19 protein-coding genes are annotated in these 20,323 nt (G+C 42.1%); 4 read left to right on the forward strand and 15 right to left on the reverse strand.

Annotation, left to right across the window (positions count from 1 at the left end; translation table 11 throughout):
* The first annotated feature begins 48 nt into the window (after positions 1 to 48).
* Together LKX84_RS05120 and LKX84_RS05125 are read left to right on the forward strand one after the other, a co-directional pair.
* A complete protein-coding gene (locus LKX84_RS05120) occupies positions 49 to 1,356 on the forward strand; it encodes a dicarboxylate/amino acid:cation symporter (protein ID WP_228236034.1) in 1,308 nt (435 codons plus the stop codon).
* 78 nt (positions 1,357 to 1,434) lie between these two features.
* Positions 1,435 to 2,607 carry a flavohemoglobin expression-modulating QEGLA motif protein gene (locus tag LKX84_RS05125; RefSeq protein WP_228236035.1) on the forward strand — a complete coding sequence of 391 codons (1,173 nt, stop codon included), beginning with the start codon at positions 1,435 to 1,437 and terminating at the stop codon, positions 2,605 to 2,607.
* Here LKX84_RS05125 and LKX84_RS05130 read toward each other — a convergent pair whose 3' ends face one another.
* The 3 genes from LKX84_RS05130 to LKX84_RS05140 all read right to left on the reverse strand — a co-directional run bounded on the left by LKX84_RS05130 (position 2,608) and on the right by LKX84_RS05140 (position 4,710).
* Positions 2,608 to 3,015 (reverse strand): thiol-disulfide oxidoreductase DCC family protein, encoded by a 408-nt coding sequence (locus LKX84_RS05130; RefSeq protein ID WP_228236036.1) that lies wholly within the window; start codon positions 3,013 to 3,015, stop codon positions 2,608 to 2,610.
* Between the two features lie 87 nt (positions 3,016 to 3,102).
* Entirely contained in the window at positions 3,103 to 3,843 is a 741-nt protein-coding gene (locus LKX84_RS05135; RefSeq protein ID WP_228236037.1) for a DUF2268 domain-containing putative Zn-dependent protease, read from the reverse strand.
* 123 nt (positions 3,844 to 3,966) lie between these two features.
* Positions 3,967 to 4,710, reverse strand: coding sequence for an SDR family oxidoreductase (locus LKX84_RS05140; RefSeq protein ID WP_228236038.1), 744 nt, complete (start codon positions 4,708 to 4,710; stop codon positions 3,967 to 3,969).
* A 122-nt stretch (positions 4,711 to 4,832) separates the two neighbouring features.
* Here LKX84_RS05140 and LKX84_RS05145 point away from each other — a divergent pair, with 122 nt between their 5' ends.
* The gene (locus LKX84_RS05145; RefSeq protein WP_228236039.1) at positions 4,833 to 5,186 is read left to right on the forward strand and encodes a winged helix-turn-helix transcriptional regulator; all 354 of its coding nucleotides are present in this window, start codon (positions 4,833 to 4,835) and stop codon (positions 5,184 to 5,186) included.
* A gap of 99 nt (positions 5,187 to 5,285) precedes the next feature.
* Here the strand turns inward: LKX84_RS05145 and LKX84_RS05150 are convergent, their stop codons facing one another.
* The 7 genes from LKX84_RS05150 to LKX84_RS05180 all read right to left on the reverse strand — a co-directional run bounded on the left by LKX84_RS05150 (position 5,286) and on the right by LKX84_RS05180 (position 15,096).
* Positions 5,286 to 6,473, reverse strand: a complete 1,188-nt coding sequence (locus LKX84_RS05150; RefSeq protein WP_228236040.1) for an NAD(P)-dependent alcohol dehydrogenase — start codon at positions 6,471 to 6,473, stop codon at positions 5,286 to 5,288.
* 2 nt (positions 6,474 to 6,475) lie between these two features.
* Complete coding sequence (locus LKX84_RS05155) at positions 6,476 to 6,994, reverse strand: cupin domain-containing protein (protein ID WP_228236041.1); 519 nt, start codon at positions 6,992 to 6,994, stop codon at positions 6,476 to 6,478.
* A gap of 24 nt (positions 6,995 to 7,018) precedes the next feature.
* Positions 7,019 to 7,588 carry a sugar O-acetyltransferase gene (locus LKX84_RS05160; protein WP_228236042.1) on the reverse strand — a complete coding sequence of 190 codons (570 nt, stop codon included), beginning with the start codon at positions 7,586 to 7,588 and terminating at the stop codon, positions 7,019 to 7,021.
* 90 nt (positions 7,589 to 7,678) lie between these two features.
* Entirely contained in the window at positions 7,679 to 8,533 is an 855-nt protein-coding gene (locus LKX84_RS05165) for a helix-turn-helix domain-containing protein (protein WP_228236043.1), read from the reverse strand.
* A gap of 696 nt (positions 8,534 to 9,229) precedes the next feature.
* Positions 9,230 to 10,687: a Gfo/Idh/MocA family protein gene (locus LKX84_RS05170; RefSeq protein WP_228236044.1), complete on the reverse strand. Its 1,458-nt coding sequence runs from the start codon at positions 10,685 to 10,687 to the stop codon at positions 9,230 to 9,232.
* A 236-nt stretch (positions 10,688 to 10,923) separates the two neighbouring features.
* Positions 10,924 to 12,417 (reverse strand): alpha/beta fold hydrolase, encoded by a 1,494-nt coding sequence (locus tag LKX84_RS05175; RefSeq protein ID WP_228236045.1) that lies wholly within the window; start codon positions 12,415 to 12,417, stop codon positions 10,924 to 10,926.
* 507 nt (positions 12,418 to 12,924) lie between these two features.
* Positions 12,925 to 15,096, reverse strand: a complete 2,172-nt coding sequence (locus LKX84_RS05180) for an endonuclease MutS2 (protein WP_228236046.1) — start codon at positions 15,094 to 15,096, stop codon at positions 12,925 to 12,927.
* A gap of 221 nt (positions 15,097 to 15,317) precedes the next feature.
* Between LKX84_RS05180 and LKX84_RS05185 the strand changes: the two genes are divergently transcribed.
* Positions 15,318 to 15,983: a uracil-DNA glycosylase gene (locus LKX84_RS05185; RefSeq protein ID WP_228236047.1), complete on the forward strand. Its 666-nt coding sequence runs from the start codon at positions 15,318 to 15,320 to the stop codon at positions 15,981 to 15,983.
* A gap of 150 nt (positions 15,984 to 16,133) precedes the next feature.
* Here LKX84_RS05185 and LKX84_RS05190 read toward each other — a convergent pair whose 3' ends face one another.
* The 5 genes from LKX84_RS05190 to LKX84_RS05210 all read right to left on the reverse strand — a co-directional run bounded on the left by LKX84_RS05190 (position 16,134) and on the right by LKX84_RS05210 (position 20,302).
* On the reverse strand, positions 16,134 to 16,982 hold the full coding sequence (locus LKX84_RS05190; RefSeq protein ID WP_228236048.1) for a substrate-binding domain-containing protein: 849 nt from the start codon (positions 16,980 to 16,982) through the stop codon (positions 16,134 to 16,136).
* Positions 16,983 to 17,053: 71 nt separating this feature from the next.
* Positions 17,054 to 17,938 carry a nucleoside phosphorylase gene (locus tag LKX84_RS05195; protein WP_228236049.1) on the reverse strand — a complete coding sequence of 295 codons (885 nt, stop codon included), beginning with the start codon at positions 17,936 to 17,938 and terminating at the stop codon, positions 17,054 to 17,056.
* A 3-nt stretch (positions 17,939 to 17,941) separates the two neighbouring features.
* Complete coding sequence (locus LKX84_RS05200) at positions 17,942 to 18,874, reverse strand: DUF1835 domain-containing protein (RefSeq protein WP_228236050.1); 933 nt, start codon at positions 18,872 to 18,874, stop codon at positions 17,942 to 17,944.
* 143 nt (positions 18,875 to 19,017) lie between these two features.
* Complete coding sequence (locus tag LKX84_RS05205; RefSeq protein ID WP_228236051.1) at positions 19,018 to 19,347, reverse strand: translation initiation factor; 330 nt, start codon at positions 19,345 to 19,347, stop codon at positions 19,018 to 19,020.
* A 4-nt stretch (positions 19,348 to 19,351) separates the two neighbouring features.
* On the reverse strand, positions 19,352 to 20,302 hold the full coding sequence (locus LKX84_RS05210; RefSeq protein ID WP_228236052.1) for an isopenicillin N synthase family dioxygenase: 951 nt from the start codon (positions 20,300 to 20,302) through the stop codon (positions 19,352 to 19,354).
* Positions 20,303 to 20,323: the final 21 nt, after the last annotated feature.

Raw genomic sequence — 20,323 nt, forward strand, 5'->3', positions numbered from 1 at the left:
AGGTGGTTTCCTAGCAAAAAAGTAACTTACTGCCATTAAAACCAACTTATGAAAAAACTGGAATTACACTGGCGCATCCTTATTGGTATGGCCTTGGGTGTTTTGTTTGCGTTGTTAATGGTTCAATTTGAATGGGGTCCCAAACTCGTTGCGGATTGGATCAAGCCTTTTGGCAATATTTTCATCAACTCCTTAAAACTTATTGCAGTTCCCTTGATTTTGGCCTCCTTGATCAAAGGGGTCTCTGATTTGAAGGATATTTCCAAACTATCCAAAATGGGAGGTAGGACCATTGGAATCTACATCCTTACCACGGTTATTGCCGTTTCCATTGGTTTGATGGTTGTAAACATTGTAAAACCTGGTAATTCCATCACAGAGGAAACCCGTAATGAACTGGTTGAAAATTATAAAGGTGATGCGGATTCCATCAAATCCAAAGCAGATAAACAAAAGGAAGCCGGACCTTTACAGGCATTGGAGGATTTGGTTCCCAGTAATATTTTTATGGCTGCTAGCGATAACGGTAACATGCTCCAAGTTATCTTCTTTGCCATATTTTTCGGTATTGGATTGATCTTGATTCCAGAAGAACAGGCCACCCCTGTCAAAAAATTCTTTGACGGGTTCAACGAGGTCATCTTAAAGCTCATCGATATCATTATGCTGGCAGCACCTTATGGCGTTTTTGCCTTGTTGGCGGCATTGGTGGTGGAATCACCAAGTTTGGACCTTTTCAAAGCTTTGGCCTGGTATGCTTTCTGCGTTGTACTTGGACTTATTTTGATGATCAACGTCTACTTCTTGATCGTTTGGGTGTTTACCAAGAAAACTCCAGCCTTCTTCTTAAAAGGGATGTCTCCTGCCCAATTGTTGGCATTTTCAACCAGTTCCAGTGCCGCAACCTTGCCGGTGACCATGGAAAGGGTGGAAGAGCATTTAGGTGTTGAAGAGGAAGTGACCAGTTTTGTGTTGCCGATCGGGGCGACGATCAATATGGATGGAACTAGTTTGTACCAAGCCGTTGCAGCTGTATTTATTGCCCAGGCTTTTGGTATGGATTTGAGTCTTTCTGCCCAATTGGGAATCATTGTAACGGCTACCTTGGCCTCCATAGGCAGTGCTGCCGTACCTGGAGCAGGAATGGTCATGTTGGTCATCGTTTTGGCACAAGCAGGCATTCCAGAAGCGGGATTGGCCCTTATTTTTGCCGTGGATAGACCGTTGGATATGTGCCGGACTGTAGTCAATGTAACCGGAGACGCAACCGTATCCATGGTGGTGGCCAAATCAGTCGGTAAATTGGGAGAGCCCAAGGTGAAGCATTGGGACGACAATTACCATAAGGAGGCTTAAATTTCTTCAGTTTGCATGACAATAAACCTAGGTGTTTTCGTTTTTAGGAAATACTAGTGTATTTCAATTTATGTGGATATGATAGGGGAAAAGGAAAAACAGGAGTTGGCCAAAGAGCATGCCGAATTGTTCGAAATTGATGCCCAACTTGATCGTTTGGTGGGAAAGATCGAGCTATTGAGTTATATCAACCCGATCAATATTGAAAAAGAGAAGAATCGGTTTTTTGCCTCTAAATACACCGTTGATCCCGATTTTAAGTATCCCAAACTAAAATTCGACCCCTACGAATTGCACCGGTTGTTCTTTTCGCAACAATTGGAACGCATTCAGGATGACCGAATCCGCAAGTTGTACCAAGAAGTGATCTATTACTATTCCAACATGGTGCAGTGTATCGAAACCATCGGTAAGGGCAAGAATTTTTACTATAATTCCCTTAGGGTTTACGGAACTCCCACTGAAAAGGATGTTCAAAATGCACGGTTCATTCTTCATTTTGCTGATGAACCGATTTCATCAGAAATGGAAAAAGTGTTTTCCGCAGATGAGGCCAAGCGTTATTTTGAGGATTTTGTAAAGCAATACGATTTTCCGCTGAACATTAAATATTCGACCCACATTGCTGCAGAGGCTATGGTGAGCAACAGCACGCAATCGCTGTTGATCAAAAAAAATAACAAGTTCAGCAAAAATCAATTGTTGACGTTGGCCAATCATGAAATTGGGGTCCATTTGGTCACCACTTACAACGGTTTGCTGCAGCCTTTAAAGATTTTTTCCAACGGTTTGCCCAAAAATGTGGAAACCCAAGAAGGTTTGGCGGTGTTCAGCGAATATATGGGTGGTGCCCTTACGTTAAAACGTTTGAAAGAATTGGCCTATCGGGTTTTGGCTGCCGATAGTTTGATCAAGGGATATTCCTTTGCCGATACGTTTGATTTGATCCATGGACAATACAAACTGAATCGGGACGATGCCTTCACCATAACCCTTCGAGCGCATAGAGGGGGAGGGTTTACCAAAGACCGATTGTATTTGAGCGGATTGCGAAAGATATACAAGCGTTACCAAAAGGAGGAGAGCATGGATAATTTGCTTACTGGAAAAGTATCCTTGGATCATGAGGAGACCATCAAATATCTAAAAAGCTTGGGACTTGCACAGCCGATTACCCATCAAAGCTATTCGTTCAACACCAAATTGAACACGAACAAGACCTTGGATTTCATCTTGAATAATTTGAAATAGTCAGCTCAAAAACTTGCCCTTTAACTCTGGGGTTGGAATCATACAAGACTCTTGTTTGCCAAACCATTTATAACGGTTGCGAGCTACAAAGTCATAGATGACATCGCGGATGGATTTGGGAATCCACTTAAATACAGAGGTCAATTTCCACAAACCACCTAATTCACCAGCAATTTCCAATGCAGCATCGGATTTGGTAAAATAAGCTACCCCAGGTTCTATCAGGATAATGGAATCTACTTGGCTTGTATCAATGCGTCGGTCCTTGATCAATTGTTGACCAACTTCACTTTGAATAGCCGCATACCTAAAAACATCCTTTTTGTCCCGTTTTATTACAAACTGGACGCTTCCGCTGCAGAGGTCACAGACCCCATCGAACAAAATGATTTTTTTGTTTTCTTCCATACCATTATTACCGCAAAAGCGCAGCATCTCATTTTTTACAAAGATACTGCGCTTTGGATAGAAAGTCTATTGAGTGAACGGAAAGGTTTATCGCTGATACCCTGCCAATTTCCATAGTTCATCAGGGGTATTCTTGCTCAATTCGAGAACATTTTTGCCGGAGATTTTCATGGCCTTTCTGATGATAAAATTTCCCGTTCGATAACCGATGGATTGCCTGCCATCCGGATGCTCGAACATCCAATGTTGGTAGTTGGCGTCTGTGGGCAATGTCAGGATTTCATTGGCCCATTGTTCAGCAATTTGTTCTTGTGGCGGACTGTCGGTTTCCAAGTATTGATGGGTGTATTCCTCAGAAAATACAACCGCTAAACCCTCATTTATGGCAGCAATGTTAATTCCAGGGCCATACTTGTTGTCCTGAATGGCCCATCCTCTGGATAAATGATGAAATTCGTGAAAAATAGTATGCTTCAATGCTGTTTGAGCAGCTACCGTAATACCACCCGGGTATTTCTCCGAGATTTGAATGGCCACGAAAGGAGGGGAATTGGTTTCGGTGCGCCCTGTAACGCCACCTACCACTTCCAGGTCCCAATCCACAATTTCAACGGCAACCGTAATACTGTCAGGTAATTGCGGTAAAAGTGCTCGTATTTCATCTTCCGAGTTGATGATGATTTCTTGGATCAATTCCTTTTGTTCTGTTGTAAATGGTTTCTCTTCCTCCAAAAAAGTTATAGTGGCACCTACTGGCTGGGATGGATTTTTGCAACCGTTGATAAATAGAAGTCCGAGGCTAAGAATAATGATTTTGATTGATTTCATTTTAGATATATGCTTTCTTTGGAGACTTCTCAAAACAGAAATTGTTACATGGAGGTAAAAAAGTAAACCACGGATGTGCAAAATATCCGTGGTTTACTTTATCTCAATGACAGCTATTTTCAATTACTTTAATGCATAATTGATATATCCACCATCTACCAACAATTCTGTTCCTGTAATAAAACTTGCATCGTCAGAAGCCAAGAACAAGACTGTTTTTGCAATCTCCTCGGACCTTCCCATTCTTTGTAAAGCTGTGGCTGCGGCAAAGAAGTCTTTGGCCGCACCTTGTGTTGCCTTGTCAAATCCAGGTGTTTCCGTAGGTCCTGGACTAACAATGTTTACTCTGATCTGTCTTTCTGCCAATTCATTTGCAGCGATTTGTGCAATTTTGTTCAATGCCCCCTTGGTGGCAGAATATATGCTGGTGCCAGGGCTTGTTGCCGTAGCTACTGTTGAGGACGTGAATAGCACTGATGAGCCATCAGCCAAATGCGGAAGCAACTTTTGCAACGTAAAGAAGGAACCCTTTACGTTCGTGTTGAATTGCGCATCAAAGTCTTCTTCCGTTACTTGACCGATGGGTGCAAATACTGCTATGCCCGCGTTAAGGAAGAGCACGTCGATTTTGTTTCCACTTTCTTCAACCGCTTTTTTCAAAGATGAGATACCTATTAAGGTTGAAGTATCCGAAACCACGGTTTTCAATTTTGGACTGTTGATTTCCGCCGCTGCTTTTTCAAGGTTGGCAGAACTTCTACTTGTGATGAGCACATTGGCACCATTTTCTATAAAAGCTTTTGCCGTAGCCAATCCAATACCGGTACTTCCTCCGGTAATAACTACGCTTTTGTCTGTAAAACTCATTTTAATATTTTTTTTGTTTGAGCCACAAAGGTAGAACCCGTTAATTTATTTTAGTAACTTTGTTACGAAAAGTAACTGTAACTTCGAAGTAACGAAGTAACCTTTTGGTAACAAGAAGTAGTATGGAATGTAAAGAAATCCGCGCAGATGCGCATAAAAAAGAAATGTTGGCCGTGCAGGATGCCATGGATGTGTTGAGTGGAAAGTGGAAAATATCCATTATCTCTTCCATCTGCTATTACAACAAGAGGAGGTTTTCCGATATTTTAAATGATGTTAAAGGTATTTCCAACAAAATGCTGAGCAAGGAATTGAAGGAGCTAGAAATAAACAAGTTGATCAAGCGGATTGTTCTAGATACACAACCCGTTACCGTACAATATCAACTTACAGAGCATGGGAAAACGTTACAGACCATTATCAATAATTTGACGGACTGGGGGAAAGCGCACCGAAAAAAAATCATTGGGCAATAAAATAAACATCGATGCGTATTTATTTCTGGTTTAAAAAAGGGTGGTCCAAGCCAAGGCTTGGACCGTTCCCATAAATGATAATTTTTTCTTTTTCAGATATTAAAACGTTGCCGCATCAATCACATAACGATAACGCGCTTCCTTGTTCACCACTTTTTCCCAAGCATCGTTGATTTGTTCGGCGGAAATCATCTCAATGGTCGGTCGTATTCCGTTGTCTGCGCAGTAATGCACAACCTCTTGGGTTTCTGGTATTCCGCCGATTAGTGATGCATTGAAATTGACCCGTGTGGCTGCCAAATTGATATTGCTAAAGGTCAATTCGAACCCATTGGGCATTCCAACATAGGTAAAATGGCCATAAGGTTTAACACAGGCAATGTATGGTGCCGAGTTGAACTGATATGGAATGGTGCAGATCATATAGTCCAGTTTTTTAGCATAAGCACTCATGCTGCCAAATGACTCATCCACAACAATCACTTCTTTTGTCCCCCATGATTTTATATCATCCACTTTTTCGGGGGAGGTTGTAAAAGCATACACTTCCGCTCCTTTGGACACTGCCAATTTTACAGCCAAATGCCCAAGTCCGCCAATTCCTGCAACCCCTACTTTGTCGCCAATTTTAAATTGGGCATTCATCAATGGGGAGTAGGTGGTGATCCCAGCACATAACAACGGGGCGGCTTCTTCCAAACTAATGTGTTCTGGAATATGGACCGCAAAATGGTCCCTGACTACAATGTTGGAGGCATACCCTCCCTGTGATATTCCGGTCGGCGAAGATGCTTCTGGGTACCCATAAGTGAAAACCGTTTCGCCTTTTTCACAAAAATGTTCCTCACCATGGGTGCAGCTATCACATTCCATACAACTGTCCACCATACAACCAACCCCCGCATGGTCACCTATTTTAAACTTGGTCACATTTTTACCTACTTCAGCAACAATGCCCACAATCTCGTGTCCGGGAATTTGTGGATACTGTTGTGGACCCCAGTGTCCCTTCATTTGATGAATGTCGGAATGACAAATGCTGGCGAATTTAATATCGATCAAGATGTCATTATCCCCTACAGGACGTCGTTCAAACTCCCATGGCTTTAATGTTCCAGATGTGTCAAAGGCTGCATAACCTTTTGATTTTATATTTTCCTTCATAATGATTTTGTTATTATTGTAATTATTGGACAGCAATGGTGCAGTTCCTGCAAGTATAACTCCTGTGCCCGCCAAGGTGGTTTGCTGCACGAATTCCCTTCTTGAATACTTTGGATGTTCCACGTTTATTGGTTGATATTATTGTATTGCATGTCAGTCACGGCTTCCATCCAGGCTACAATGCCCTTTTCGGTATTTGGAACAATGTAAAGTTGTTGCAGGCCTGTATCAGGACTGGCACCATGCCAATGTTTGGTATTGGGCGGGCATTTGATCACGTCTCCTTTTTTGATAACTTGAATAGGCTGCCCTTCAATTTGATGATAGCCAACGCCATCCGTAATGACCAAAATTTGTCCTGATGGGTGTGTGTGCCAATTGCTTCTTGCCCCAGGTTCAAAATAAACGTTGCCCACCGCAGTGGTGTACACATCATCAATATCCACAAGGCCTATGTTATATGCATTTCCTGTAAACAGCTCCTTAGGACCAAGGTTTCCCTTTGGGAAAATAAAGTCCAAATCTTCTTCATTCGAGTTCATATCTGTCGCTTTTTCATTTTTAATAGTATCATTACATGCCAGAAAGGAAAATACGATTCCTGCGAGCCCAGCAAGCAACATGATTTTGACGCCTCTTTTCATTTGAATGTTTTTATTCGATTTAATTTAATCAATATGCTTCAGGATTTTAGCCGGCACTCCACCAACAACCACATTGTCTGGCACGTCTTTGTTCACTAGGGAGCCAGCTGCAACAATGGAATTTTCTCCGATGGTGACTCCTTTTAAAATGGTGCTATTGGCGCCTATCCATGTATTCTTTTTTATCAAAATTGGTGCTGTGGACAATGACTGTCTTTGGTTCGGATCAATGGGGTGTCCTTCTGTGAGCACGCTTACTTTTGGACCAATGAGCACATAATCTTCAATGGTTATACCGCCTAGGTCCAGAAACGTACAGTCAAAATTGATAAAGACGTTCTTCCCCAGTTTTAAGTTTTTTCCATGGTTGATGTAGATGGGAGTAAACACGCCAACACTTTCATCAATCTTGGTTCCTGTAATTTGACCCAATAAATACCTGATTTCAATTGGGTCAATGGTTCGGTTCAGTTGGTAAACCAATTTTCTGGTAATCAATGAAGCTTCCCTAATCTTGAAATAGTCCGGGTCATTAAAAGGAATCGTTTCCCCATTCAGTAATCTTTGGAATATGTCTTTTGTATCGTTGGACATCTTCGTGAACGTTTATACATGCAAAATTACCTTCAACCCAAAGATTTGGGTTAATGAGATTCAAACCAATGATTATAATTTTCAAACCAATTAAGCTCTAAGGAAAGATGGGGCGGTTCCTGTTTGCTTTTTAATGAAGTGGTTAAAATAAGTGGGGTATTCAAACCCTAGGGCATAGGCTATTTCTGCAATGTTCCAGTTGGTGTGCTGTAATATGGACTTGGCCTCGTGGGTGATCCTGTCCGATATATGTGCCGATGTGGGTTTTCCGGTGACTTGTTTCACGGCACGGTTCAAGTAGTTGGTATGTACCGAAAGTTGTTGGGCGTAGTCTTTTGGGCTTTTCATTTGAAGTGGTCTTTCGGGGCTTTCAATGGGAAATTGTCTTTCCAACAATTCCATGAAAACGGAAGTCAACCGTTCAGCGGCGTTTTTGTTTTGGTTGTATTTCTCCGAGGGTTTTAATTTTAATGATTCGTGTAAAATCAGGTTGATGTAATTCCGAATAAGGTCATCTTTAAATTCATAATCAGATTGTTGCTCGGAAATCATCCTTTGAAAGATTCCGTTCAAAAAATCCCTCTGCTCGGTCGAAATATCCAAAATGGGCGTGCCTCCCAGTTTGAACAATGGCGATTGCTGCAAACTTTCCGATCGGTTCCCGGGTAGTAGAAAATCATCCGAAAACAAACAGGTATAACCCACATAGGTAGACGATAAGGTTTCCCAGGAATACGGGATGTGTGGATTTCCAAAAAACAGGATGGTTCCTTCGGCTTCGAAAGTCCTATCCGCATAATGGATCTTACTCTTTCCCGTGGTCAGGCAAATTTTATAGAACTCCTTCCTGCTGTAAACCCGAGTGGCATTCCCATCTTCCTCAATTTGAAAAACGTTGAAGCCTTTCAACTTTAGTTCATTGTTATATGTGGACAGCGATCGCATATAACAAAACTAAGAAATTCAAACTTTATAATACATTATATCGCAATCAAAAACTGTTAAGCTCCGTAATTGATCCGGGTCATTTTGAATACTGAAAAATTGGTATACCTTAATGCTAGGATCTAAAATTGAAGGTGATGAAAACTAAGGGGTTCAAATGGGTTTTGTTGCTATTGTTCTCCATGGTATTGAGCACTTGTGAAGATGCTTTTGTAGAGGACATCGACATAAAATTTTGTGGGGATGGGTGTCCTACAAGTAGCCCATGGCGTGTTGAAAGCTTGAATTTGGGACTTCCATGTTTTGAAACGAAAACAGCATGTTTAAACTGGGCTGCAATGCATGGTTACAGTGATAAGCCTTGTGTTCAATGTGATTGAAAAGGTCATGCTGAACGTAGCGAAGAACCTACTTAATTTAAGATTATATCAGATTTCTCAATCGTCCCTTCGTTCCTCATTTCGAAATGACGTTTTGATATTTTTTTTGCAGTCCACCCAAGCGTGTTGCATGTCATTCTGAGCGGAGCGAAGAATCTACATAAATCAAGAATATATCGGAATTCTCAATCGTCGTTGTAGACTTGATGTCAAATAACAACTATTGAATCCTTTCTCCCACAGGAATGCCATTTATCACAGTTAAAACAAAAGGGCCGCTTTTAGCGGCCCTTAGTTGATTATAGTTTTTGCTTGATTACATTTCCCAACCTTCGCGGTAAGTACGGGTCACAAATTGGTTTGCATCCTCAAAGTTGGTGATCTTCATGTTGTCACCATCCCAGATCAGTTTTCTACGACCATAAAATTCCATCTGGCCTTCAGGGTTTTCCCTTCTCAACATAAAACTACGGATGGCCAAGTTACCCATCAACACGGTTTCTGTCATTGGTCCGGCGTAATCGAATGAAGAGGTAAGGCCCAAATGTTCCTCACTTCCAAATCCTGCTTTACAGGCGTCTACCCATTTGCGCTGGTGTCCGTATTCCGGTTCTGGCATTTCTTCAACCTCTGGACCAAATTCAGTGGTGCCATCGTTCAAATATAGTTTTGGCGTCAATGGTGAACTGTCGTTGATATTGGTAGAAATCACTCCGTTTTCTCCATGGATTAACACCCCGTTGAAACTTCCTGGACCGCCTATATCGCTGTCCGCAGGAATGATTTCTGGGTGTGATGGACGGATACCGCCATCGCTCCAGGTCATGATCAATGGTGATCCAGTTTTCTCGGTAGCTTCATACGTCAAAGTAATGAATGATGAAGCCGGACAACCTTCTGGATGGTAATCTGGGGTCCACATTTGGGAGAATACGGTTCCCACGCTGCATTCTGCAGAGGTAGGATATCCCAATTTGAGGGTTCTGTAAGGTATATCAACCAAGTGACAACCTACATCTCCTAATGCGCCGGTTCCATAATCCCACCAACCTCTCCAGTTGAAAGGGTGTAGGTTAGGCGTATAAGGTTTCATCGATGCAGGGCCCAACCAAAGGTTCCAGTCCAGGTCCGCTGGCTTGCTTGCTGGGTCTGGAGCAGGCATGGCATAACCTTGTGGCCAAACCGGTCTATTGGTCCAAATTTCCACTTTGGTGATTTTTCCCAAAGATCCAGAATCTACCCATTTTTGGACCATTCCCAACAATGGATTGGATCCACCCTGGTTACCCATTTGGGTCACTACTTTTTTATCACGGGCCATTTGGGTCAAAATCCTGGCCTCACGAATGTTATGGGTCAATGGTTTTTGCACATAAACGTGTTTGCCCAATCCCATGGCATAGGCTGCTGCTGGTCCGTGTACGTGGTCCGGGGTACTAATGGTCACGGCGTCAATATCCTTGACCTTGTCCAGCATTTCCCTGTAATCGTTGAATAATTTTGCCTTTGGAAAAAGTTCAACCGTCTTTTTGGCCGAACCTGAAAAATCCACATCGCAGAGCGCCACTACACGTTCCCTGCCATTTACGGATGCATTGGCAATATCGCTGGCACCTTTACCGCCCGAGCCGATGGCCGCCAAATGTAAGCGGTCACTGGGAGCTAAAAATCCAGGACCACCCAAAACATGGCGTGGTACAATGAAAATACTAGAGGCCATTGCGGTGTTTTTAATGAAGTTTCTTCTAGTTGTAGAAGCTGGTTTTTCTTTCATTTTAAATGTGATTGTCTTAGAAGTTGGACAACAAGGTAAAAAAATAATATCGAGATTGTTGTTGATTTTTCAAGGATAATGTGAAAATTCATGAATGATATAATCGATAGATAGATATCGGCTGAAAAATTGGCATCACTGTAGATATAAATAGGAAACCATTCTTAAAATCGGTATTTAGGTGTACTACCGACATTTAAGCCACACTATTTATAAAATCACTTTGAATTCTATATTTATTTATCCCCTGTAATTTTATCCATTTCGGTTTTTAAATCGGAAATGGCGAATTTCAGTTTTTCAATACGGTTCACGCAATCGGTATTCAAGCTGGCATTTGGAATGTCAAAAAAATCTTTCACCATACCCATAGTGCAATCATTGTAAGTTGCTGCCGAATGGGATGCATTGGGGACAATGACGAATTTGGCATTCGTCATTTTTTCTATGGTGCTATAACCATAGGAAACTGGTGTGCCAGGATCAAATTCTCCTGACATCACCAAAGTTGGCAGGTTCGTTTTTATGGGTTCATAGAATTCAGAATCGGGAAATTCGGGTCTGAACGTACTGCAAATATCCATATAGTCCTTTTCGGCCAAAGTCGCCAAGTAAGGAAATTTCCTTGCTAATGCCAAGGGTGTTTGATCATAGGTTCTGGGTTTGCATTCGTAACAATAAACAGCAAGGTTGTGGAAATCGTTTTCCTTGCCATACTCAACTTTGGAGTACAAGGAGTTTACCCATTTGGATAGTAATTCATCATTACCGCTTGCGAATTCCTTAAGTGCTAGCGGAATCAAAGGCACCAATTTCGTCTTGTAAAATGTCATTAACATGATGTTGGCAAAATCATCTCCAGACAACACGGAACCTTCCATTTGAAGCGGTTTTTTGTTTAATCGTTCCGATGCTGTGGCGAAATCATTGATAATATCAGGAAAGGCCTTGGCCGTGTTAATATCCATATCGATGACAGTTTGCAGATGATTCAGTGTTTCATTCAAAGTGCTGACAAAACTGAAGCTCTTTGCATTTGGAGGAAACGGTGAATCCAATATCACTTGGTTGATGCTTTCTTCAAAATGGCGCATGTACGACATGGCTACCGAAGTACCATAGGAAACACTGTAAACGTTCCATTTGACAATGCCCAATAACTTGCGTATTTCATCCACATCCGCCGAAATCTGAAAAGTTGAAAAGGTATTGATGGGAATCTGCTTCGATTCCAAGGAATCCCTGCAATCCATGTACAATTTATTTGTTTTCTCTTTTTGCTCCAATTCGGACAAATCGGAGGCGTAAACTGCTGCCACCGCTTCCTCCAAATCTTGACATAGATAGGGCCCTGAAAATCCATTTCCGGGATAGTCCAACATGATTATGTCATGTTTTTCCCTTAATTTTTTCCAAAAGGGATTGCTGAGATATTTTTGGGCTACGTCCAAAGTGGCATTTCCTGGTCCGCCATGTAGATAAAGGATAGGATCTAAATTGGTTTTTTCACTGCTTTTTGCTTTTATGAACGCAATTTCCTTTGTCCCCTTGTCAGGGTCGTTGTAAATCATGTTGATGGGAGCCTTGTAGCAACTTACATTATTTTCTTTTGCCCAGCTACCATCGATTCCAATGGTGGAGCAGTCACATTCTTTAACATTTTGAGCATTTATTTGGTAGTAGGACAACACACAAATCACACTGAAAAACAGTTGGTTTTCGATTCTCATGTTTAGCTGTATTCGGTTAAAGGATGAAGTTTAGTGGGCCAATAATTCAAAGCTAAAAATTGTTTCGTCCACTTTTACCGACCGATACCAATTTCGAAGAAATATTTTGGATTGCGATACAAGCAATTAGGTATTTTCAATGTACTTCGGGAAATTGTCATTCTGAGCGCAGCGAAGAGTCTCCAACATCAAGAATGCATTAGATTTCTCAATTGTCACTTTGTTCCTCATTTCAAAATGACATGCAATTTGAACTTACCCACTTACGCATTAATGAAGTAAAATGTCATTCTGAGCGGAGCGAAGAATCTCCAACATCAAGAATGCATTAGATTTCTCAATCGTCACTTTGTTCCTCATTTCGAAATGACATGCGATTTGAACTTACCCACTTACGCATTAATGAAGTAAAATGTCATTCTGAGCGAAGCGAAGAATCTCAGCATCAATAATGCATCAGATTTCTCAATCGTCCCTCCGTTCCTCATGTGGAAATGACAACGGTAATTATTTCTTGGCCTCTACCAACTCCAATTGGTCCACACTTACATTGGTGGTGAAAAGACCATAATTTACAACGGCTTTGCCTTTTTCGAGTGTATCGATACTGCCAACGGCCTTTCCATCCATCATGCGCACTCGGTCACCAATCTTGAATACGGGTCGTGGTTTGTTCTTTTCAGCCTGGACTTCCTTTTTCTTTTTAACGATTTTCTCCACCCGAACCTGTTTGATCTCATGCTCCAGTTCTTGGGCCACTTGTTTTTGCTGCTCTTGTTTTTCCTTGGCCTTTTTGGCAGAAGTTTTTTTCCGTTTGCTGTTCTCGGTTTCCACAATGCGCAGCAATTCAGAAATAAGGGGTCTTTTTTTGTTGTCGATGAAATATCGCTCGGAAATGGTGTTCACCTTGTTGCCCAATTGGATCATGCGCTGGTTGTGGTCGTACATTTCCTGATAGCTCTCCAGTTTGTTTTTGATTTTGGAATTGAGTTGTTCCAATCGGTCCGCTTCTTCACGGGCCTTGGATTCCTCTTCTTGTAGGCGTGTCCCGGTTTCCACCATTTTGCTGCGTTCCTTTTGCAGTTTGGCAATGGTCTCATCAAAACGCACTTTTCCGCGTTCAATTTTCTTTTTGGCCTTGTTGATCAAGGAGTAGGGGATTCCATTTTTTTGGGCCACCTCAAAAGTGAACGAACTTCCCGCTTCACCCAAAACCAATTGAAAAGTGGGCTCCAATGTTTTTGAGTTGAAGAGCATATTCGCATTGGTGGCGTAAGGCAGTTCGTTGGCAAGGGCCTTCAAATTGGCGTAATGGGTGGTGATAACACCATAAGCTTCCCGTTCGTAAAAAACCTCTAGGAAAGCTTCGGCCAAAGCTCCTCCCAATTCGGGATCACTCCCGGTACCGAACTCATCGATCAAGAACAAGGTTTCATGATTGCACTTCTTTAAGAAGTAGTTCATGTTCTTGAGTCGATAACTATACGTACTTAGATGATTTTCAATGGATTGATTGTCCCCGATATCGGTCAAAATCTTATCGAAAAGAATCACGGAACTGCGTTCGTGAACTGGGATGAGCATACCACTTTGCAGCATGACCTGCAATAGTCCGATGGTCTTTAAAGTGATACTTTTTCCACCGGCATTGGGCCCGGAAATCACAATAATGCGGTTTTCAGGATGCAGTTTTATGGTCTGCGGCCAGGTTTTTTGATGCTTTCGTTTGTTGGATAGATAGAGTAGTGGATGAAAGGCATCCCGAAGGTTGAGCTCTCTGTTTTCATTGAACTCCGGGAGCACGCCGTTCATTTCACTGGCATATTTTGCCTTGGCAGCCGTTATATCGATATCCGTCAAATACCCTTGATATTCCTTCAACAATCCGGCAAACGGACGAATCTGGTTCGTCAATTGGTTCAGAATACGCTGGATTTCTTCTTTCTCCTCAAACTCCAGATTATTGAGTTCCCTGGCATAGCTTAAAGTGGTTTCGGGAACAATGTATACAATGCTTCCGGTCTTGGATGTGCCCATCACGGTGCCTTTCACCTTTTTTCTGTGCATGGCCTTAACGGCCAAGACCCTTCGGTTTTCCACTACGGATTCCCGAATCTCATCCAAAAAGTCCAAGGATTGGTAGCGACCCAATGCTGCCCCAAAACTTTGGTTGATTTTGCCTCGCACTTCATTGATCTGCACCCGAATACTCCTTAGTTCATCCGAAGCAGTGTCCTTGATTTCCCCAAACTTGTCGATGACATGGTCAATGGCTTCGGGAACAAAGGAATTGGATTCCAGTGCCTCAGATTTCCCGAATAAAAGGGGATAGTAATCCTTGAATTTTTTGAGGAATTTTTGATGGATGCCAACAGTTTTGCAAATGCTGCCAACTTTTCGAAATCCAGCGACCTCCAAAGTGCTGTTCTCGATCTTTAAAAGTCCCAATTCAGGATTGATTTGATCAAATCCGTGATTGGGTATTCGGTTGTCATTGGAAAACGAAGCTAAATATTCAGAGGTCTGTCCCAAACTTTCCAACAATTCCTCCCGGTTTGGAATAGGTGCAACATCCAAAGCAAGCTCCTTGCCCAATTCTGTATTGCATCGGGCGGCAAGTTGTTGTAATACCGTCGGGAATTCGAGGTCTTGAAGTGTTTTGGGGTGAATATTATGCATCTTTTTTCACTAGCAGCGCAAAGATAGGATTTTGTGCGGAGTGGTCATGCAAAACGCTACGCAATGCTTAATTTTGGACTTTTCCACTTCACCTTAAGGATAAGCATATGAAGAACGACCATACACTGATCTATATAATTGCTGGCATTATCTTGTTGCATTTTGTGGCGGGAATTGGATATTTGATCTACAAACTGACCAAAAAGAAGTAAGTTTCTGCCATGAATGTGAACATTGAACCTAGCTGGAAGGCTCATTTGAATCCCGAATTCGACAAACCCTATTTTCAACAACTGATCCAATTTGTAAAACAGGAATATCAACAAAATACCTGTTACCCAAAGGGTAAGGATATATTTTCCGCTTTTGACCATTGTCCGTTTCAAGAGACCAAGGTGGTCATTATTGGCCAAGATCCGTATCATGGCCCAGGTCAGGCCAATGGACTTTGTTTTTCGGTGAAGGATGGTATTCCGCACCCGCCTTCCTTGGTCAATATTTTCAAGGAAATTAAAACGGATGTGGCCAAGCCCTATCCCCAAAGCGGCAATTTGGAACGATGGGCGGACCAAGGGGTATTGTTATTGAATGCGACGTTAACGGTCAGGGCCCATCAAGCGGGCAGCCACCAGAACAAAGGGTGGGAAACCTTTACCGATGCCGTGATCAAAACGGTTTCCAGTGAATTGGAAGGAGTTGTATTTCTGCTGTGGGGCGGATTTGCCAAAAAGAAATCTGCTTTGATCGATAAATCCAAACACCATATCCTAACCTCAGGGCACCCTTCGCCTTTAAGTGCCAACCGCGGACTTTGGTTTGGGAACAATCACTTTAGCAAGACCAATATGTTGTTACAACAGATGGGAAAACCGGCCATTGATTGGTAGGTGGTTCAGATAGTTGGATTGTTCGATTGTTCGATGATTGGATCAAGGTGGCTGAGCGGAGTCGAGAATAAAGGTGGCTGAGCGGAGTCGAGAATAAAGGTGGCCATGCGGAGTCAAGAATAAAGGTGGCTGAGCGGAGTCGAAGCCACATTATTCCCAAAAGAATGCGGATGCATTCTTAACTTCTTCAATAAGTTTTAAATCGAATAGTCTTTTCTGTACTTCGTTCAAGGTTTCCTTTGGAAGTGGATCCTGTCCCCATCGGGTTTTGGACAACCAGGATTGAATGTCCTCTAATTTTTGGTCGTATCTATTGCCCAAGGTTCTATCAATACTGGGTATGAATTTGAATTCTTCGGTATACAGATTGATGACGTCCAGTACATGTTTCATCAAACCTGAATTATTTTTTAGGAAAGTATCGGTGGCAGCAATCACGAAGCATGGCCATGGAGTAGGGCAGTCCCCAACGCGTTTAAAAATGCCTTTGTCCACCAACGGTTTTGTGGTGAAATATTCCCACATAAAATACGCATTGGAACCTCCAGTGAGATTTTCCACGGCACCATCCAAATTGTTGATGATTTCAAATTGAAGCTTTTTGGTGTCCCAACCTTGATTTTGGGCGTTGATATAGGACATTAAATGACTACCACTACCCAAGCGACTTATGGCCACTTTATCATGTTCAATATCCTTGATGGTGTTGCGGGTACTGCTGGCGTCCACATGAATGCCCCACAAAAGGGGAGAAGCCACAAAAACTTGAACAATTTTGGAAGGATTGCCCTGCGAAATACTTTTCACCATGCCCTCTGTCAAAATGATGGCCAGATCGGTTTCCCCTTCTTGAAGCATCTGCGCCATCTTACCAGTGCCCTCAGGAACATCTGTCCATTCCAAATCAATACCCCGTTCTTCAAAAGCACCATCCTCCATGGCCAAATGCCAAGGCAGGTTAAAATGTTCGGGAACTCCAATGATTCTGACTTTCTTCATTTGTATGATTCAACTTAAGGTCTAAAATTAGGATTCCAATTGGTATTTTTTCAAAATGAGGTTTAAAAAAATTATACCAGTGGATTTTGTGCAATGGTATCCAAAGTGTATTTGATCAAGCCATCTATGGACAACCTTCCTTTTTTGGAAAATTCCATAGTTGCCCGGTTGGCCAGGATTACATTTAACGAAATAGTCCTGTGTCCAAGCATTTTTGCCAAACCATACATGGCTGCGGTCTCCATTTCAAGATTGGTTATGCGTTGATTTTGACAGGAAAAAGCTGCTAGTTTTTCATTAAAATCAGGAATCTTGGTCTGGAGTCGAAGCGACCTTCCTTGCGGACCATAAAAACCTGAATTAGTTCCCGTTACACCATATCGTATACGATTTGATGAAAAAAATTCAATCAATTCAGGGTCGCCATCCACTACATAAGGATGGATGTTATGTTTATCCCAGCACAAATAATCATTCAGTGCTTTTTCAAAAGGTTGGTTTCTTACGTGTCCAGACTCATAAAAGTGCAACAGTCCATCAAATCCTATACCCGAAGTGCTCATCAAAAAGGAATCCACGGGAATGTCTGCTTGGATGGAGCCTGATGTACCGACCCGTATAATATTCAGTTGTGTTTTTTGATCTTTGACCTTGCGTGTTTGGAAATCGATATTGGCCAAAGCATCCAATTCGTTAAAAACGATGTCAATATTGTCCGTTCCAATGCCTGTGGAAAGCGCAGTGATTCGTTTTCCGGAATAAAAACCAGTATGGGTTACGAATTCCCTTTTTGTTTTTTGAACTTCGATGGAATCAAAGCATTGGGAAACCTGTGAAACACGACTTGGGTCCCCAACCGTAATGATGATGGGGGAGATGTCCTCCGGTAAAAGATTTAGATGGTAGATACTGCCATCAGGGTTCAGAATAAGTTCTGAGCTGCCCAAACTGGCCATTCACTAGAGTTTAAGGATGCGATTGGTGTCAGTATTGTATAAGAAGTTATACTTTAAAGAACCGCCCAAATACATTTGATTATCACGTATTTGAGAATAATAGTTGGTTTCTTGTTTCAATACTTCCATACCTTTTTTTGTCAATTTGACAGGGCTAAAAGAATTGAAAAGTGGTTTTAAAGTGGTCACGATACGCTCGTACTGTGAATCGCCAAAACCATAGAATCCTTGGTTGGTAATCAATTCGTGCATCAACTCCGCTTTGGATTTCGGTTTCATCTCGGCAGCCACTTGCAAAACATGGTTCTCCAAATCGTTCAATCCATTTTTAATGGTAGGGAAACGTTTCAAATGTGTTTTGAGGGCATCGGAAAGGTATTCGAACTGAAAATCGTTATTGGCAATTTGGTTTTCCAAACGGATGGGATTGTCGCTGCAGTACAATTGCCAAATGTAGTCGGCGTATTCAATATCGTCTTGGGAAAGAATGGTCCTGTTTTCATAAAGTTGAAGCAATTTCTCATCGCTTAACTCATTGAGGCCATATAATTTTTCAGAATCGTCTTCCTTGCCACTGCAGACCAATGAAATTTCTGCATCTCTCCTGTAGGTCTTCAACCAACTCAATACGGCCAACATGTTGATTTGACAAAAAAGGTCGTACTCGAACCATAAAACAATATGGTCCTGTTGTTTGTGGTTACAGAGGGAACGGTACTCTTTCAGCGTTTTTTCTACGAACCAGGACTTGCTGATCTTGTAGTTTTTGTTGAGAAATTCGAAGCGGGTCTTCCAGAATGACTCACTTCCGACGGAACAAAGTGTCTTGCCTTCGCAAAGCATTTCCCTCCATGTAATAATGTCTCCTTTTAGCTGTAAAGACTGCAGTCTAGACGTGAAACTGTCCCCGTTGGTAATGTGCAACAGTGATTTCATTTTCAGCTTAGTTTTTTGTTGGTTAGGAAGAATAAAAGTAAGACTTAAACGATGAACTCAAAAATTTTTTCACAAAACATTGGTAATCAACCCCCGTTTTTTAACATCGGTCAAGTTTGCGGAGGGCTTTGCAAAGATTTCTGTCAGCCCCCAACCCTTTTTACGGAAAATCCATTTTCCTTTAGGAATTGCATAATCTTATCGCGGTAATCCCCTTGGATAATGATGGTTTCGTTTTTGAAACTACCTCCAACGCCCAAGTAGGATTTCAGATCTTTGGCCAATTTCTTGAAATCGCTGTCCGCACCGTTGTAACCTTCCAAGATGGTTATCGGTTTTCCCTTTCGCTTTTCATATTTGCAGATGATGGGATCGTCCTGAAGCCAATAGGAAGGTTCCTTGCTTTCCAGTTCCGGTTCCTCTTGGGGCACATGGTCAGGGAAGAGGTTTTTGAGTTGGTCCTTCAAGTCCATAACCTTATTTTTTGATTAATCCCAGTTCGATCAATCGCTCGTGGAGGAATTCTCCGGCGGTGATGTCCTCAAACCCTTTTGGGTGTTCTGCATCAACACAATTTTCCAAACAGTTCAGTGGCATTTCACTTATGGGATGCATAAAAAATGGAATGGAATATCGAGATGTTCCCCACAATTCTCTTGGTGGATTCACTACTTGGTGTATGGTGGACTTTAATTTGTTGTTGGACAATCGCGAAAGCATATCGCCTACATTGATCATCAATTGGTCGGGTCTGGCAATGGCATCTACCCACTCTCCTTCGTGGTTTTGTACTTGCAATCCTTTTCCATGGGCGCCCATGAGTAAAGTGATCAGGTTAATATCGCCATGGGCCGCCGCACGAACGGCATTTTTGGGTTCCGTGGTAATGGGAGGGTAGTGGATGGGCCTTAAAATGGAATTCCCGTTCTTAATGTACTCGTCAAAATAAGTTTCTTCCAAATCCAAATGAAGGGCCAACGCTCGCAACACATATTGCGCGGTCTTCTCCAGCATTTTGTAGGTTTCCTTGCCTACTTCGTTAAAATCAGGAAGTTCGGTCACTTCCACATTGGCAGGATATTCCTTTTCCAATTTGGGATTGTCCTCTACATACTGGCCAAAATGCCAGAATTCCTTCAAATCGCCTTCCTTTTTGCCTTTGGCATGCTCCTTTCCAAATGAGGTATAGCCTCGTTGCCCCCCAATACCTTCTATTTCGTATTTGTCCTTCACTTCTTGGGGCAGTTGGAAAAACTTTTTGATTTCCGAATAAAGCTGGTCCACCAGTTCGTCGGACAAAAAGTGTCCGCTCAGGGCCACGAATCCGATATCCTCGAAAGCAGCACCAATTTCTTTGACAAATTTCTCTTTTCTGGCTGGGTCCCCGGAGACAAAATCCCCAAGGTTTACACTAGGTATAGCACTCATTGTGTCAATTTTGAAATAATG

This window comes from Allomuricauda sp. M10 (assembly GCF_020782875.1).
Lineage (GTDB): Bacteria > Bacteroidota > Bacteroidia > Flavobacteriales > Flavobacteriaceae > Flagellimonas.